Raw genomic sequence first — 18,727 nt, 5'->3', positions numbered from 1 at the left:
GCTATCCGAGGTATGGAAAGAAGGCGCCTTTTCGGGAGAACGAAGATTCTGGCGGTACCAGAAGCCGGGCATATAGAACTGGCAATCGGAATGACGGTATCCGGTTTTTATTTGCTCGCCATAGTTGAAATAAACAGTATCCAAGGCTTTGATGACAACGTTGATACGCTGCTTGCCATCTTTATCCACTACCTCGCGGGTAATAGCCAATGGCAACTGCTCGGAAGACTGGCAGGTATACACACCGTCCTGCTGCTTCTGGAGAGTCAGCGAATAGTGCCGGGCGTCATTACCCGGAACTTTTAAAGAAATGGAAACATTCTCAGGAATATAATTTGCCGCTCCTATATTTACAATGCCCACAGAAAGCATTATCCCTAAAAACAATCTTTTTAACCTCATATTCAATCTTCATTTTACTATTTTACATTTCAGGCCTTTCGGCTTCTATCGATGGAGAATTGCCGGCCACTGATGGCCATCCGTCTTTCCAATTCACCTTATCCATCATCAGCACGCGACCTCCGGGATTTTTAGTACTCACCGCATGATAGAACATCCAGTCATTACCTGCTTTATCCGTTACAATCTCTGAATTATGCCCGGTACCTACAAAAGCATCATTCTTATGAATCAGTACTTCATGGTGGTTATCCAGCATCTTCTTACCACTCTTATCAACATAAGGTCCAAAAAGCTTCTTCGAACGGCCTACAACTGTAGTATAAGTGCTCTTCAATCCTTCGCAACAAGTACCTATGGATGCAAAGAAATAATAATAGCCATCTTTTTTATGAATATATGTTCCTTCATAGGCTGTCCCCGCTACCTGACGGAGTTTAGCACCTTTCTTTATAGAAAGTCCGTCATCCGACAGTTCAATACCATAAATTCCACGGAAACTACCCCAGAAGAGATATTTCTTTCCTCCATCCTCTATATAGAAAGGATCTATGGAATTCTGTACATTGATTTCATTGCTACGGAACATTTTCCCATGATCCTTAAAAGGACCTTCAGGCTTATCGGCAGTAGCACATCCGATGCCACAAGTCCACTCACCTCCCCAAACGGACATGGAATAATAAAGTACATATTTATCACCTATTTTATTGATATCAGGAGCCCATAATCCTCCTTTGGGTTCAAAGCCCGGACGAGTGCTTTTAGTAAAAGCAGTACCCACATATTCCCACTCCACTAAGTCTTTCGAACGATGAATAGGCAAGTTTCGAATATCTTCGGTGGCATACAGGTAATAGTAACCATCCTCTCCTTTGATAATAGAAGGATCAGGCAAACTATAGTTTATAACCGGATTCTGATAGCTCTTGACGGGCTTTTTCGCCATAAGCAAACAGCTTATGGCGAGAAAAGCTCCTATTAACAATATTTTCTGCATATATTCACTATTACTATTTACAAACCGGTGCTTCTGCTTCGGTAGATGGACTATTACCAGCAATTACCGGCCAATCATTCTCCCAAACAATCCGGTCGATCATCAGATAACGTCCTTTGCTTGGAGTGTGTCTGTCATAACTGTGATACAACATCCACTCATTACCTTCGCTATCCGTCACAATCTCCGAATTATGGCCAGGACCTACAAAGCGATCATTAGCTCTGATAAGAACCTCATATTTATTATCAAGCATTGATTCTCCATTCTTATTCACGTACGGGCCTAAGAAGGAAGTAGAACGTCCGACAACAGTAGTATACGTACTCAACATAGAGTTACAGCACGAACCTACAGATGCAAACATATAGTAATAATCACCACGCTTATGTATGTAAGGTGCTTCAAAAGCAGTACCCGCAACCTGTACTCTTTCTTTCTTTGCAGTTGCAAGGTCGGGATATACTCTTGTTCCGTCAGCATTCAATTTTACTGCATAAAGACCATTAAAACTACCCCAAACCAGCCATTTTTGTCCATTGTCCTCAAAAAAGCAAGGATCGATAGAGTTTCTTACATTAATCTCATTTGAAGTAAATAACTTACCCTTTCCATCAACAGATATATCCAATGAGAAGGGACCTTCGGGAGAATCTGCAGAAGCAATTCCAATGCCGGCAGATGCAGGTTTACCCATAGCAGACATAGCATAATACAGAATGTATTTATCACCAATCTTCTCAATGTCCGGAGCCCATACTGCCGCACCAGATTCAGTAACAAACGAAGGTTTCTTCTCAAACATTTTACCACCATCTGTCCAATGGATCAAATCTGTTGATTTGCGGATTACAGATGTGTTGGTAGCATATACATAGAACGAATGATCGTTTTCTTTCCAAACTGTCGGATCAGCCGCACTGTAGTTAGTCAGCGGGTTTGAATAAGGGTTGTTATAAACCGGCTTTTTATTATTATCATCATCCGAACAGGATGCCAAGGCTCCTGTCAGAGCCAAGGCAAACAATATATATTTACTTCTCATAATCAATTATTATATCTTTTTTCAAGTTCTTCTACAGGAATATTATCTTCATAACCATCGTAACCGTAGTTCTGATTGATACGACCTTGAGTATTGGATTCTATAGCATTACGCGGAACAGGCCACAACACATGATATGGTTTCATGATAAAGGCATTGGTTGAATAATAGTATTCCGTTGCAAAGAAATTATTCTTTTCCATGATACGGTCATAATACCAGTTCTTTTCAGAGAAGTTATCAAGAGAATATCCATCTATACCCTTTTCTGCTTTCAGGAAAGCAATACGAGTCAACTCGGACTTACGATGGTCTTCCAAGAACAATTCCCTGGCTCTTTCATCCAGAATATCTTCCAATGTAACAGATGAAAGTTCCGGTGCATTCACACGACGACGGATTGTATTCACATCCTCAGTAGCCAGATCATTCTTACCCAACCACCAGTAAGCTTCAGCTCTGTTCAGGTAAGTCTCGGCAAGGCGGAAAATATACTGGTCTGTGAAACCACCTACAGGAACTTTACCTCCTGCATTTGGATCATCTTTGTCAATCAGAACCTTCACAATCGGGAAAGAGAAGTAACAACGCATGGTATCCGTACAGTAAGCAGGATCCACCGGTTGGCCGAAGTATTTGCTACTACCCCCTTTTGAAGCCGGCAAATTATATTTGATACGTGATTTATCGAACCAGTTATTGGAGTTATGACGCATATCGTCACCACAATCTTTCCACAACTCATATTGTGCATAGTTGGTAGGACGTATCTTGGCAAGACCTCTACCCAGCTCTTCCAATTGTTCGTACCCATCGTAGATACCCGAAGCGTCCGTTGTCCCATTCTTTCCGTCCGGTGTCTTCACTTTGCTTCCGGCATGCCACTGCGGCACGAAATTACGTTTACGCTTTGAGCCACTTGGAGAAGAACATCCATCCAAACCATAAATTTCCTGACCGATCATGATACCTTCCTTGTTCTCAACAATACTGATATTTTCTTCCTGGAACAAGTCATTATAAACATCTTTGCTCTTATCATCCGCATTAATACCGAAACGTTCGGTCATCAAGTGCAATCCATAATCGTTAATACAACGGGTTGTTGCGTCTACTGCCTGTTGGAAGTCACCCGTAGCCAGACATATCTTAGCCAGTAGATGTTCACCTGCTGCTCTGCTCACAGCACCGCGGATCACATCTTTAGGTAACCATTGTATGGCATATTCCATATCTTTCTTGATATTAGCCAAGATCGTTTTACGGGAAACAGTATTAAAGTCCAGCTTTGCACCGGTAATTTCTTCTCCGATCCAAGGTATATCTCCAAACTGGTTAGTCAGCAGATAATACCAGTAAGCACGGTGAAAATATCCTTCGGCAAGACAAGCATTTCTGTCTTCTTCCGAAGCCATACCATCAGCTTCCGGGGCACGGGTAATGACAGTATTAGCATACTTGATACCATTCCAGCCGAAAACCCAATAACGTAAGTGCAGATACATATTGGTAGTAGGAGTCAGCTGAGTCACCATATTATGGATTTCCTTCGTCTCAGGACCACCCATTACAGCCAGGTCAGACCAAGCATATTCATACACAGAATAGGTTTCACAGTTTCCAGAATTGAAAGCATCTCCGAACCATTCAAAGTTCATTTGTTTACGACAAAGGCGAAGCATGGTTTCTAAACCTGCTTTATCCACAAAAGTGTTTTCCGGCGTCAGAAAGGACATCGCTTTCGGTTCAAGATCAACACAAGCAGAAAGACCGGCAGCTATCAGGCAGGTTGCCAGACCTTTTAGTATATATTTCTTTGTTTTCATTTGAATATCTTTATTTAATTATCGTTCTATCAGATTATAAGGTAATGTCTACACCGAATGTCCAGATACGTGGAGTGATAGCCTTAGTCAAAGGATCGGAAGTTCTCCACTTAGAGATAACGAAAGCGTTATCCACATTGATACTGAATCTCAGGTTATCAATCATGAACTTGTTAATCAGTTTCTTCGGGAATGTATAAGACAATGCCATATTCTGCATTCTTACGTAGTTTCTCTTTTCGTAAATATTCACACCCGGGCTATCAATGTTCGCACCTAAACGGGCGTATTTTGAATTTGGATTCCAAGGCGTCCAATATTCAGTCCAAACAGAGTTTGAAGTATTGTAGAAGCGATTAGTTTCGTTTCTTGGCAGATTATCAATATCCATCCAGCCGAATTCTCCACGCAGTACGAAAGAGAAGTTGATACATTTGAACAGATTCAGGTCACTGCTCAATGTCATACGATGTTTCGGAGTCTTTGTACCCAACCAAAGTTTATCATCGTCATTAATCTTACCATCATTATTGACATCCAGCAATCTCGGGTCACCCGGTTGTTTACCATATTTTGCAGCTTCCAGTTCTTCACCCAGTTGCCATACGCCAATCCACTTATAATCATAGATCTCATCAATAGCATGTCCGATATACCAGCCGTTCTGTACATCATCATCCTCACGCTGGCCGATAACGTTACCCTCTGCATCCAGCACGTCAATCATATCACCATACAGATGTTTGATTTCATTCTTGTTAGTAGAATAAGTGAAGGTAGTACCCCAACGTACATTCCGAGTATTCACGTTTACACTTGACAAAGTCAACTCAGCACCCTGATTGGCAAGTTCTCCCAGATTGGAGGCAATCTTACCGTATCCGGAGATTTCGGGCATGGCACGGTCCATCAATAAATCGTTCGTTTTATTCTTATAAAGTTCCACAGAACCGCTTAACCGGTTGTTGAACAACCCGAAGTCGACACCGAGGTTAAAACCGGTAGTCGTTTCCCATTTCAAATCTCTGTTGGCCAAACTTGAGGGATATACACCTTTATAGTTTACACCATTCTGAATAACATTGGTAATAGTCAATCTTGAGAAAGCGGCATAACGACCGATGTCACGGTTACCGGTCTGTCCCCAAGAGAGACGCAGTTTCAGGTTATTAATCCATTTCACATCCTTCAAGAACTTTTCTTCTGACATACGCCATCCGGCAGCAACTGTAGAGAATACACCGAAAGGATTGTTCTGTCCAAAAGCAGAGAAACCATCACGACGTACAGAACCGGTCAGCAAATAACGGTCCATCAAAGAGTAGTTCAAACGCCATAATAAACCATTACCAGTCTGCATTTCATCGTTTGCGCTGACAGTAGGAGTAATACCGGCCTGAATGCCATGATAACTCAATGCACCATTCGGTTGGAAACCTTCATTGTTTCCCGTACTTTGCCAGTTCTGATATTTTTCAGCAGTATACACAAAGGTAAAATCAAAGTTATGTATTTTAGCAAAAGTGCGGTTCCACTTCAGCATATTATCAATGCTCCACTCGTAGTCAGAGTAGTCCACACGTTTTGCTTTGCCACCGGCTACCACACCCGGTTTGATATCAGAATCAAAATAATAATCCTTTCTCCAACCATAACGTACGTTGAAAGTAGTCTGCCAGGTGAATCCGAACGGAAGAGTCAACTTACCATACACGCTTGAGTTGAAGGTTTGTGTTCTGTAATATTTATCATCTACTGAACGATTCAGTAACGGGTTGGCAACGCGGTTGTCATCCCAAGGTCTAACTTTGATGCTTCCGTCAGCTTCATAAACATCACCAAAAGGACTGGCTGCCTTGGCTGCACCTGTATCCGCCTTAATATCATCCGAACCTTTATGAACGAATTGCGCATTCAAACCGATATTCAGCCATTTTGTAATCTCAGTATCCAAATTCACACGTGATCTTGAAGCACGGAATTGATCGCCTACAACAATACCGTCATTATTGGTATATCCTAATGAAACATAATAGTTGGTTCTCGCTGTCTTTCCTGAAACAGACGCACTGTAATCTTGTCTCAAACCATTCTGGTAAACAAGGTCCATCCAGTCAACGAATTTACCGGCTTTGTAATTGGTAACCTCAATGGGATTGAATTCCAGACGTTGCATCCAGGTTTCAATGTAATCACCGGAGAAAGAAGGATCATAAGCAGCCCATTGATCGCGGGAAACTCCTTCAGGCAGATGGTCGGGATTATCATAGTAGCCTAAACCTTTTTGTTGGTCTCCCGGTTTGAAATAGTCGATTGTCTTATAATAATCAGAACGTCTCTGCATGTATTGTTCGGCAGTAGGCATTTCAGGCATAAAGGTTGCTTGCGACACACCGATTTTTGTACTTACATTAATAATAGGCTTTTCAGAAGAACCTCTCTTAGTATTAATAAGAATAACACCTGCCGACCCCTTAGAACCATAGATAGCAGTAGAGCTGGCATCCTTCAGGATATCCATACTTTCAATGTCATTCGGGTTAATATCTCCAATGTTACCATAGAATACTACACCATCCAGAACAATCAAAGGAGAAGTACTTGCCTTCAATGATTGTTTACCACGAATCAGAAGTCCGGAAGCACCACCACCAGCTTCAGTAGAAGGTGTTATATGCACACCGGGTACAGTACCTACAAGGAAATCAAGAGCATTTGTTGCAGCTCTGTTCTTGGTCACTTCATCTCCAACGTGTGCCACAGCACCTGTTACGTCTTTTCTTTTCATTGTACCGTAACCAACTACAACGACTTCATCCAGCAACTTAGAATCTTCAACCAACGTTACGTTCAGAGTTCTCGTGTTAGCATCAATCGTTTTTTCTATAGTTTGATAACCAATGAATGAAAACACTAAAGTAGATTTTTGCGCAGGAACACTCAATGAATACTTACCATCCAAATCGGTAATAGTACCCAAAGCAGCATTACCCTTTACAGTTACGTTTACTCCAATAACTGTTTCGCCCGCGGCATCTTTAACGACACCCGTAACGATTCTGCCCGACTGAGCTTGAATATAAACTGTAGAGATCAGGAATAATAGTAGCATCCTAATCCTCGCATCAGAAAAGAATTTTGAAATCTTCTGCTTCATAATATTAAATTTTAAAAAATTGTAAAGACTTTCTTGGCTTTAAAGCAAGACAAAAGTAGAGATTCAATTAAATAATCGGTAATAAACTTATCCCTAAAAAGAGAAAAAACGTCTCATTTTCGCAGCCAGAAGGCTATAAAACGGCGGTAGATACAAAATTATCAGTAATGAGACAAATATCTTATTTTGCAAAGTTTCATTTGTAATGAAATGTATCGATCTGTTTTAATCTGATAACACAAGATGCCCATTTCACCGTGTGCGAAATGGGCATCTTATACCTCACAGAGGTTAATATTGAATATGAAAGAAAATAATGCTCTTATGAATAACTCTAATTAAGAGCCCGAATTATAAGTTCACCGGTTTTATTAGTAGCCGGTAATGTGATTTCTAACATTCCGGGATGGTCAGATCTGGATTTAACAGACTTACCATTGAACAATACTTCATACTTATATCCTGCATCCATGCAGACAATCATACAACGCTCATGAGCCTTTGTCGAATCGTCAAAAGAGATATCAGCCTTATATCCAGAACAAGTACTATTGAATTCGCTCTTCGTAATCCATACCTCAAAGCCGGTAGAAACTTTGCCCGGCTTATAATAGGCAGCAAACCAGTTCAAAATAGGTGATGAAAGTCCGGAAAACTGGTGCCACCCTGCTCCTCTTCCCGAAGAGATAATGAAATGTTCGAATGTGAAATAGCTTGCTTCACATTCCTTTTCCCAATTATCCAGGGCTGTATGCGCCACCCGATAGGCTTCTTCTCCCTTACCTAAATCTAAAAGAGTTTTCCACATTACCCACTGATGGGGAAACCATACGGCACCATTCCAATACCCATCTACTTTATAATAAGGCGCAGACTGGTCTACCGTTGAAATTCCTACTTTTGTCCATAACTCATCAGAAGAAAACAGATGTCCCACCAACCTATTTACCTGATCCGGAGAACAGATACCTGCTGTCAGAGGAGTCACTCCATCCAACCCCTTGTTAAAGTTCGACCGATCCTTATACCGTAAGATTTCTTTCGCATTCTCCAAGGAATCATGGAGCACATACCCAAAATATCCGCTTTCTTCGTCCCAAGAATAGGTTTGCAAAGCATTCGACAGTCGTCCGATTACCTGCTCATATTCTTTCATATCCTTTTTCAGTCCCAACTCTTTTGCCGCCAGGCGCAGTATTTTCGCAGCCCGCAGATAATAAGCCGAAGTAACTACAGGAGTCACCAGTTTATTCCCCCCACGTGCATGCTGAGGCGGATAATCGTCCCATCCACCGGAATTATAGAAATAATCCCAGGTGCGAAGCAGACCGGAGCCTTTCATCCGGGTAGTAGAGTAAGGATCGTTTCCAACCATAAAGTTAAAGAACTGTTTCAGTCGGGGATATAAGAATTCCAAGGTCTCACGTGACAGGCTATTGTTCCACAAATCAGCGTAAGCATACATCTGGATAGGCAATGGAGTGCCATGATGAATAAAAGCCGATTCACTCCCTACCGGAGTTGTATAAGCCTTGATGCATTCGAAAGCCTTAGCCGGATCCACATCAATCAGTCCCAGTGCAATGAATCCGGAATCCCAAGTATAAAGACTATTCCAGTTCTTGCCCGGTGTGAAATGCCTGATGTACTCTTTCTGCGTATAAACCGGATATACGATATTCGATAAAAGCGAGGCTTGCAATAAACGATTTCCCAGAAGATACTTCTCTCCGCCCGGTAACACTTTATCCTTAGACTTTGCACCTTCCGTAGATTTAACCTGCGCAATCAGTTTATCCGGAGTTGAATGGAAACTCTGCAATTCTTGTTGTACCTGTTCCTTATCTCCTGTACATACCAACATGTAAATGGTCTGTTCAGAATCTGGTTCCAGCACGACAGGACGCAAAAAAGCATTCGTATAGTGCCACTTCCTATCTCCAACCAGCCTTGACGAGACATGATCGTGCACCTTTCTCCGGAAGAAAGATTCCAATTCACCGTTCAGTATTTCCCGAACTTCCGAATGCTGATGGTTCCAAGCCACCCCATAATAGTTTTCACAGTCTTTGTACTTCAGGATAAAGTCTTTCTTGTTTTTACCTACTTCCATTGCAGGAGTAAAAGGTATCGGCGTACGGACTACTTTTACATTGCTGATATCATCCGCACTGCCTATAAAGAATCCATCCAGACCGATTTCAACGGTACTGCCCGAAATAAGTTCCAGTTTGTATTCTCCCGCCTTCTTATTCTGATAAAGAACTGATACGAAAGAAAATTCTCCCGTACCTTTCAGAGTAACAGATTGTTCTACCAGTCCTTTCAGCTGTAGTACAGCGTTCTCTCCCTTCTTTACCTTAAATCGGATGCCTATGGCTCCGTTTTCCTGATCCGGAAGGATCTTCACCTGATAACTCAGGCGGTCACCTTCGCTCCTACCGAAACCTCTCCCCAGAATCGAACCATCGAGAGACGAAGCAGTACGTTCTTCATTCCGCCGCCACCCATCATATACCAGTCTGTATTGAGGCGATTTCCGAACAGGTTCATTCTCCGTATAATCAATGGCATTATACCATTGCAGCCGCGATGCTCCTGTAGCAGTTACCTGCGGATACGTCTCAGGATAGTCTATATAAGCCATCTGGTTCAGAACCAGATTCTGAGGCATCCCTGTATTGTTGACACAATGTATTCCGACCAGTGTGCGGTTATCATCCAACACGTAATAAGTGACATCCGTATAAACCTTGTCCTTCCACTCCAGTTCATATCGATAAGTGATGCGATTCACCTCCGGATTTATCTCCCATGGATAGTAAGACGATTCAAACAGGACATGCGGCACCAACTGGCGATTCCGATAATATCCGGGCATCACGGAGAAATCAAAACGTATTCCTTTACTCATATCAGGTATGTGCGAGATGCCTGCATAGCGTTTGGAATAAGGTCCCCATGCATGTAAAGACGCTATATCATGGCTGTCCACCTGGGAGGGCAAAGAAGCCCCCATATAGTGAAAAGCCATGAAAGCGGCCAAAAATATCATCAAATATCGTTTCATCTATCTATTATTTATCGCTTGCTCCAACAAACAGATTGCAAAAACCATGTTGCAAGATCACTCTTCATTCCTTGTCGTTCCAACACTGCAGGCAGTTCATTATAACTTTTCCAGAAATCAGCGATCAAAGCGGGCATTTCGGAGGGAGCATAGGTCACTGCTTCACTCAAACTTCCCATTTTACCAAACTCTTCTTTAAAGACAATGTATGAATTACGATATTTCAGTTGTTCCATACTCTTCGCTATTCTTCGGGATGCTCCAAGAAGTCCGTTCAGATCGACCTTTTCAGACGGATAAACGATTTTAACCACCTTTTCCTGATCGCAAGCCTGAGCAGGAACATCGATCAAAAGGGCAAAATCTTCACCTGAGTACTGGTATTTAGCCGGATGTCCATTCACCGTAACAGACTGGGGAATAAGAGAAGAAAGCACCTTCACTTTAAACGGGCGGGCAAGAGGCATATCCTTATAAGCACCCTCACGTTTACCTATCACAAGCGTTTGTTCATTACCATTGCGGACAGAACTCAACTTAGTCACAGCATATTCGGATGCATAATTCTTATCATTACCATTATCTTCGTACAACTTGAACTCGGCAGTATCGCCTCCACCGGGGAAAACGGTTACTGCCACCTCTTCGTCATTGCCATTCAGATTCATCACATTATCCAGATACATGGGCAATATGGCACCTGCCTTTATATAAATGGGGTATTCATCAACGGCAAAAGAGCGTTCCACAATCTGATTCCCTTTCAGCAAAGCACCTGTATGCCATTCATACCATTCTCCTTCCGGCAACCATACACGCACCTGTGCATAGTCATTCTCTACCGGAGCAGTGACCGGCATAACCAGCACATCATCTCCGAACATATATTCATTTCGGAACTCATAGGCTTCCTTATTTTCCGGATAATCATAATACATGGGGCGGCAGAGTGAAATTCCGTCATCATACCCCTTGCGGGCCATCGTATAAATATAAGGAGCCATCACATAGCGTTGGCGAATTGTTTCACGAATGATGTCACAATACTCCTTATTGAACACCCAGGGTTCTTTATTCAATTTAGCCCCTTTCTGAGAATGCGTACGCATAATCGGGCTTAATGCTCCGAATTGTAACCAACGGGTATACATTTCGGGATCTATCTGACTACCGATATGTCCTCCTAAGTCATGGCTCCAATAGCCATACAGCACATTAGAGGCAGTAGAATTGAAATAAGGCTGAAAATCCAATGATTTCCAAGAGATCACCGCATCACCGGAAAAGCCTACCTGATAACGATGGTTTCCTAATCCTCCCCAACGGTGATATAACATCGGGCGAGTCTCCCGGCGCTTTTCCATATCACTAAAGAATGCGTAATTGATCCACCACGTATTACTCAGATTCTTCATCTTCGGGTCAAACATTCCCTGCTGCCAGTCCAGCCACCAGAAGTCTACTCCATCTTTCTCCATCGGACCCAGTATATTCTTAAACATACTCCGGATGAACTTTTTATCGGAATTAACCCAGGGAATCGTCTTCTTTGTCTCAGGATCGACCCCCATGTCTTTCGCCATCTCCGTATAGTTTTCTTCGTATGCAGCCACTCCGTCTGCCGGATGCAGATTGAGAGTAATTTTCAGGTCATTCTGTTTCAGATATTTCAAGAAACCTTGGGGATTCGGAAATAAATCCCTGTTCCAAGTCCAACCGGTCCAGCCTCCTTTACCCTTCTCGGTATAATGCCAGTCCATATCTACCACCAACACATCCAAAGGAATCTGATAAGTATTAAAATTATCAATCAGGTTACGGAACTCTTTATCAGAATACAACCAATAGCGCGACCACCAATAGCCAAACGCATAGCGGGGAGGCAACGGCATCTTACCTGCAAAGAGAGTGTAGTCTTTCAGAGCTTGCTTGTAATCATGCCCGTAAGCCATGAAATACCAGTCCTGCCCTCCGTTGGCGGGACGTTCTTTCGCCCACTCCCAATCCGGATCGTTATCGAACAGAAGTCCTTGTGAATCATCAATAAAAGACCAACCGTCGGTAGCCAGCAAACCGTCTTCCAACTTCAGTTGTTCCCCTTTCTTGGTATCAGCTACCCAAGTTTGAGTTTGCGTCTCACCATCCATTCCGTCCAGAGTGCGGTAAGTACCTTTCAGATTTCCTTTTTGCTGCACTCCGGGCTTCCAAGTGAATGGAAATGCCCCTTTCACCGCTTCAATCACCAGATTGTCTCCGGTAAACTGACCACTGTCTTTTTTATAACGCATCCTCATCTTAGAGGTCATTATTTCAATCCACGCCCCTTTTGACTTCAGCTTGTAGTCTACATCCGGATAGAGGCGGTTCACCGCAACAAAAGATTTGTTATCTACAAATTTACCATCCGGAGCATACTCCAAACGGAGTGTCCCATCTGAGATAACCGTAAAGCGCACATTATTGTCAGCATATGCTATGTTCTGATGCATATCCTGAGCTCCCAACGATAACAAGATACCTTGTAACATACAAAAGGCAAGTATTAACTTTTTCATCATAGTAATATTGATATTTATGCGAATCAGGGGTTAAATAATGATTCATCGTATATTTCATCAGTTAGCAACTATACTTACAAAAAGTTCGTAAGTTTCTTCCTTTCCTGCAGCTACTCTTCCGACTCGTTGAATGAATCTGATTCAGTCAGGGACTGAATGCCTTTCACTAACTGACTGAATGCCTTTCAGTCCCTGACTCATTGTACCCCCATCCAGAAGGTATCTGAGAGGAGGGAATGGTGGTGGAAAAGGTGACAAGACAAGAAATAAAAATTACACACAAAAGACATAGATTGATTCATTTTTATCGGGTTATGAACAAAATGTGATAAGGTGGTAGAGTGATCTATCACTCTACCACCTTATCACTCTTTTATTCCTTTCTGGTAGGTTGCGGTCCCATATAAGAACGCTTCATACCACCAAAGTCCAATACAACCTTCTGCAAAACGGTTCCGGCATCTCCACAGATGATTTTCACTGTATGCTTGCCCGGCTTGTCTATATGAAGGGTCGTCTTATTGATTCTGCAATTCTTCAATACGCTCTCATACCAGATCTGAGCATATTCAAAGGAAGAAGTAGACGGATTCATAACGGGACCCTCATCGATACATACGCCATATTTAGTCTCAACATTAGTTGCTTCATGTCCGGCATATCCTCTATCCTTGCTTATGGGGAAGGTAGGAAGTACATAGGTGTAAACATCTACCGATCCCTGTTCAAAAGTATAGAAATCATATTCCAGACGCGGTGTATTACGTCCCGCCGTACGCTGTGCCTTTGCCATAGGATTACCCAACTGAACAGCTGTATTCTCAAATCCCAGGTTCGGAATCACAATCATCTTAATATCATCATTCTCTACTTTACGGTGGAAACTTGCCGCATCCATCGCAACATATCCATTGTTCTCTACAAACAGAGTGTCCATTTCGGCCAATGAAGGAGATGTAGGATTAAAGACGGAGATATAAACACTTTCTTTCTCACCACGGTCGGACATAATATCCAATGTACCAAGAATTCTCTCACCAGCCGGAACCTTTGCCCAGTCGATGGAGACTTCTATACGCTCTTCGGTAGCTGTCTCTCCGGACTTCTTACTTACCAAAATCCAATCGTTTGTTACAGATGTTTTCCATTTCAACGGAGTAGCACCTTTATTGAATACATCTACATAGTAAGATTGGCGCAGGTAAGTATTGAAACATGGCAACGAATGGAAGCTTTGCAGACCTTTCAATACTGCCTCACCCTCGGTCATTACACCCAGAGAGGCTGTAGGTGCCAGTTCAACATCTCTCAACTTCGGAAGTTCAAAATAAGCAGCCGCAAATCCTTGCTTCATGGTCATCACATGATTCCATTTACCGTCGAGCAGTGAGTTATATCCTTTGGTTATAACTTCCAGACTGTCATAACAAGCTTTTGCTGATTTCTTCAAATCCTTAGCCGATGCTCTTTGCTGAATAGCATACCAACGGTTTCTTTGTCCGTCCAGTACCATTCTGTTCAACAATTCGCATCCCTTTACCGGATAATATAATGACTGATAGAAACATGCTTTCTGTTTCTCATCGGACATATTATTCAGAATATTCTCTACGATACTTCCAATACGGCGGTATTCGCTCAAACGGTTGTCCACTTCACGATAGTTGGTCAGTGAGAAGTCCGTATCCGTATTCCGTTCTCTACCATGTTTATCAGTCGTCCACTGGTAACCCCATCCCATAAATTCGGGTTTACGTGCAAAAGCCAGCTTATAGAAAGAATTGACTACATCCTGATACTCATTGCGGTATTGGTCGCCCAACATTCCACACAACCATTCTGTACGATAATTGGCTGCTCTTTCAAAGTTGAAAGCATCAATATCGAAAGCCATTGTCAGGAAATAATCCACTGCAAATTCACATGACTTAATGTCACCGGCATTCAGCAACCAGATGCGGTCGGCTGTTGCATCATAGGCTTTACGAAGTTCTTCATACATCAATGTAGGAGAAACCGTATTCATCCAAAGGTGATCGTGAGGCTTGCCAAGATAAGAAGAGTGATAATATACACCCGAACGACCCGAACGTTTCTGTTCTTTCGGGCTGCTCAGACGTTTCATATAACCGTAATTATCATCCGGCCAAATGATAGTTACATCATCCGGTAGTTCCAAACCTTCATCATATACGTCCAGTACCTCCTTATAAGGAGTAAATGCCTGGGGAATTTCTTCTCCCGGTTTACCGATTGCATCGATCAACATCTGTCTTTGCGCCATCAGAGCTTCCTGAAGCATATCCTTTCTATCACCCATATCATTGCTTGCATTCATGGCTCTGTCATGCAGTCCGCGCAATGCCAGCGTATATACATTTTCAAAAGGAGCGCATTCCTTCACACGGACATTGAGCACGCTGTCTACACCTTTTTTATTATTGATGTAATCCCATTCACCCATCTTATCGCGTTTCCATTCACTTGCCGTATTAAACAATAACGGTTCGCAGTGGGAAGCTCCCATAAGGATAGCAAAGCGGTCTGCAACCACTCTATTCTCAGGAATGCGGTGAAATGCCATAGATGCATCGTGCATAGCCGGACACAAATAGTTGGCCTGAAGCCGAAGCAAAAGCTCACAAACTTTGGCATAAGTCCGAGGACCGAAATTGCCCAATTCTTTCTCGAAGTTATCTCTTGACCAACGGTAAAGTCCCCAGTCTTCATCATTGATGAAGATACCTCTGTACTTCACTGTAGGTTCTTTAGAAATATACTTGTCTACTCTCAGGTGTAACTGGTCCTTCTTTATGATAGGAGCATCCGCCCACCAGTACCAAGGAGACACACCGATAGTTCTTGATACAGAAAGCAACCCGTAAGCAGTACCTCTGCGGTCGCTACCTATAATTACCAACGCTTTGTCCACACCCGGAAGCGGATTGCGCACAAGCTGTACCAGATAGCTTTCCCAACGATTCTTCAAAGGTTCTATATCCAGTTTCTTCTTTGCAATCATCTGGTCGATCCACTCATTATAACCCAAGGTGCCGATGATAATACAGTTCTTTTGAGGCGCTTCTTTGGTAGTAGCAACGCCCAAAAGCTGTCCACTCACCTCTTTCACATCATTTGCAAATAGTCCTGCCGTAGTCTTTACAACTTCAAAGTCTTTTGCGTCATAGTACACGCAGGCTTTATCCTTCTTGCCAACGAGACTAAACACGTTAGATCCGCTACTATTCTGTGATAGCGAAACCTGAGCCAGTGCTGCCGAGGAACTCAGCAGCAACATACCTCCTAATAAAATAGATTTAAAAATTCTCATGCTTTATCGATAATTATGAATTATTTCTCCATCAGGGCAACTACACACCAAAGGTAAGGACCTTGTGCATGAAAATCACCGGTACGACGCGGACGATCATAGTAGTATTGCTTGTCGTTCTTCTTATTGGTACCTACGCAAATCTCTCTTACCTGATTCTTCTCGGTCAGATAATTCACTAAAGCCATCCATGCCTTGCGAGCTGCGGGCGCATACTCTTTGGCATCCAGCCAACCGTTCTTTACACCCGTAATAAAAGCAAAAGTAAACATAGCAGAGCCTGATGTTTCAGTCCAGCATTCAGGATCATCCAGCAATTGGTTCCACAGTCCTTCCGGATTCTGATATTCCTTCAGACTCTTCATCATAGTCAGATAACCTTCCATGATGCGGGGACGGTCTTTGTGATTCTTAGGTAAGTAACGAAGCAACTCTGTCATACCTGCTGCCATCCATCCGTTTCCACGTCCCCAGTAGAAGGGCACATCTGGTGCATGATAGAAGAGACCATTGGGACGTTGTAATTCATCCAGATACATCACCATTTCTTTAGCTGCACGATCTATATATTTGCTGTCATTGGTCACTTTGTAGGCATGCGTCTGCACAATAGTAATCATATACATATCGTCAATCCAAAGGCGTGTTTGCCATGAATAACCCTTCTCCGCCCACGCTTTCTCTTCAGGTTTAGCATCTTCGGGAACTTCCCATTGAGTATCAGCATAAGGCAATCCCACTTCTTTATAGCGTTCATCCTTCGTCACCCAATAAAGTTCCAAAGGCAAGCTGCCGAACATGTTTAAATCGACATGATTCTTGATAGGCAACAGTGCCTTTTCAGTAGTAAACAAATGCTCAAACCGGGCTTGCAAAAGCTTGATAAGTGCTTTATCTTTAGCTGCTGCCGCATATTTAAGAGAACCGTTCCAATAGAAGGTTTCGGGATAACCAATCCATTTTCCGGCATGTAATGCATGTTTCTCGGTTACAAAACGATAGGAAATGCGTCTACCGATTTCATCGGGGGTATACCCTTCGGGAAAATTCTTCAGCAGACTCTTCTGAGCAATTAATAACTGAAAAGAAAATAATAATAATAATAATGTAAATGCTTTCTTGTACATAACAATTTGGTTCTATCTGTTAAAACTATAATAATTCACACTCTTTGAGGTATCCGATACCACTACTTCACTTTCAATAGCCGCTTTATATCATCACATATAGCCACTGCCACTTTAGAGTCTGCACAGCCGTAATAAAGATATAGCTTCTTCTTATAATAGGCCAATCCTTCGATAAAAACGGTTCCGTCTTTATACTGTCCGCTCTTCTCAAAAGGAGCTTCAGGCATGAAGAAAGGTTTGTCCAAGCGGCCCAATACTTTATAAGGATCTTTGGAATCGAGCAGAAGTTGACCTGCACAGTAAGCGCCTGCCGGATAGTTGACATCCCCTCTCTTCTTGTCATTCTTGCCATTATACATCAATACAATGCCTTGTTTGGTACGGATGGCAGGAGGACCACATTCAGTCATCTGGCTATCAAAGTATCCGTTACGCGGCTTGGCTATCTTCAATAATTCATTGTTCTCATCCAGTACAGGATACCAGTCCGTCAGGTTATCGGAAGTAGCTGCGTGTACGGCATATTCTCCCCAATACATGAAGTACTTGCCATCCACTTTATCGATAACCAGTTTTCCACCTTTCACCTTCGTAAGAATAGAAGCTGACTTCGTTGCTATTCTGGCAAAACGACCGTCATATGCCTTCTCAAAAGCAAGGCCATGCTTAGTCCAGTTTTTCAGATCCTTGGAAGTAGCCACAGCAAGACGGGGAGTCTTCCGGTTCCATGCTGTATAAAGCATTACATACAGTCCGTCTTCGGTCATTGCTACCCGCGGGTCTTCACAACCACCCGGACATTCGATGCTTTCAAATTCATCTCCACCGGGAAAAAGTACCGGACTGTCCAGTCTCTTCATAGTCACTCCATCCGCACTCTCGGCATAACCTATACGGGAAGTTCTTTTACCTATACCTTGTGCTGAATTATCTTCGGCACGGTAAAGCACAACAATCTTTCCGTCTTTCACGGTGGCAGCTGGATTGAAGACATCACTCTCCTCCCACTTCACCTGTTCTTTTCGCATCGGGCAATGGAAAGAGGTGGGTTGTGGTACCAATACAGGGTTAACTCCCTCAGGACGTAAGAACGGGCCAATCACCCAACTCTCTTGTGGTTTCTTGTCGGTATCATCTGAAGAAGGCAGAGTAGAAAAACTACTAAACGACAGAACTCCTATCAGACCCATTATTAGTTTTAATTTCAT

At 42.7% G+C, this 18,727-nt stretch carries 9 protein-coding genes and 1 pseudogene; all 10 read right to left on the bottom strand.

All coding sequences use genetic code 11. The annotated features are described in order from the left end of the window. Positions 1-402, bottom strand: a pseudogene (locus BWI44_RS04790) (hypothetical protein); the annotation flags it as partial. A gap of 22 nt (positions 403-424) precedes the next feature. After that, a complete protein-coding gene (locus tag BWI44_RS04785) occupies positions 425-1,351 on the bottom strand; it encodes a family 43 glycosylhydrolase (RefSeq protein WP_394368897.1) in 927 nt (308 codons plus the stop codon). A gap of 64 nt (positions 1,352-1,415) precedes the next feature. Next, positions 1,416-2,447 (bottom strand): family 43 glycosylhydrolase, encoded by a 1,032-nt coding sequence (locus tag BWI44_RS04780; protein WP_007661341.1) that lies wholly within the window; start codon positions 2,445-2,447, stop codon positions 1,416-1,418. A 2-nt stretch (positions 2,448-2,449) separates the two neighbouring features. Next, entirely contained in the window at positions 2,450-4,273 is a 1,824-nt protein-coding gene (locus BWI44_RS04775; protein ID WP_007661340.1) for a RagB/SusD family nutrient uptake outer membrane protein, read from the bottom strand. A 34-nt stretch (positions 4,274-4,307) separates the two neighbouring features. Then, positions 4,308-7,430: a SusC/RagA family TonB-linked outer membrane protein gene (locus BWI44_RS04770; protein WP_195208551.1), complete on the bottom strand. Its 3,123-nt coding sequence runs from the start codon at positions 7,428-7,430 to the stop codon at positions 4,308-4,310. Positions 7,431-7,764: 334 nt separating this feature from the next. Then, on the bottom strand, positions 7,765-10,500 hold the full coding sequence (locus BWI44_RS04765; RefSeq protein WP_195208552.1) for an MGH1-like glycoside hydrolase domain-containing protein: 2,736 nt from the start codon (positions 10,498-10,500) through the stop codon (positions 7,765-7,767). 11 nt (positions 10,501-10,511) lie between these two features. After that, positions 10,512-13,058: a glycoside hydrolase family 31 protein gene (locus BWI44_RS04760; protein WP_195208553.1), complete on the bottom strand. Its 2,547-nt coding sequence runs from the start codon at positions 13,056-13,058 to the stop codon at positions 10,512-10,514. 373 nt (positions 13,059-13,431) lie between these two features. Continuing rightward, positions 13,432-16,389 (bottom strand): glycosyl hydrolase 115 family protein, encoded by a 2,958-nt coding sequence (locus BWI44_RS04755; protein ID WP_195208554.1) that lies wholly within the window; start codon positions 16,387-16,389, stop codon positions 13,432-13,434. Positions 16,390-16,409: 20 nt separating this feature from the next. Further along, positions 16,410-17,516, bottom strand: coding sequence for a glycoside hydrolase family 88/105 protein (locus BWI44_RS04750; protein WP_007661334.1), 1,107 nt, complete (start codon positions 17,514-17,516; stop codon positions 16,410-16,412). Positions 17,517-17,578: 62 nt separating this feature from the next. Further along, entirely contained in the window at positions 17,579-18,727 is a 1,149-nt protein-coding gene (locus tag BWI44_RS04745) for a beta-1,2-mannosidase (protein ID WP_195208555.1), read from the bottom strand.

Source organism: Bacteroides sp. Phil13 (assembly GCF_001940965.1).
In the GTDB taxonomy this organism is placed as follows: Bacteria; Bacteroidota; Bacteroidia; order Bacteroidales; family Bacteroidaceae; genus Bacteroides; species Bacteroides intestinalis.
This window is presented reverse-complemented; position numbering and strand designations above follow the sequence as displayed.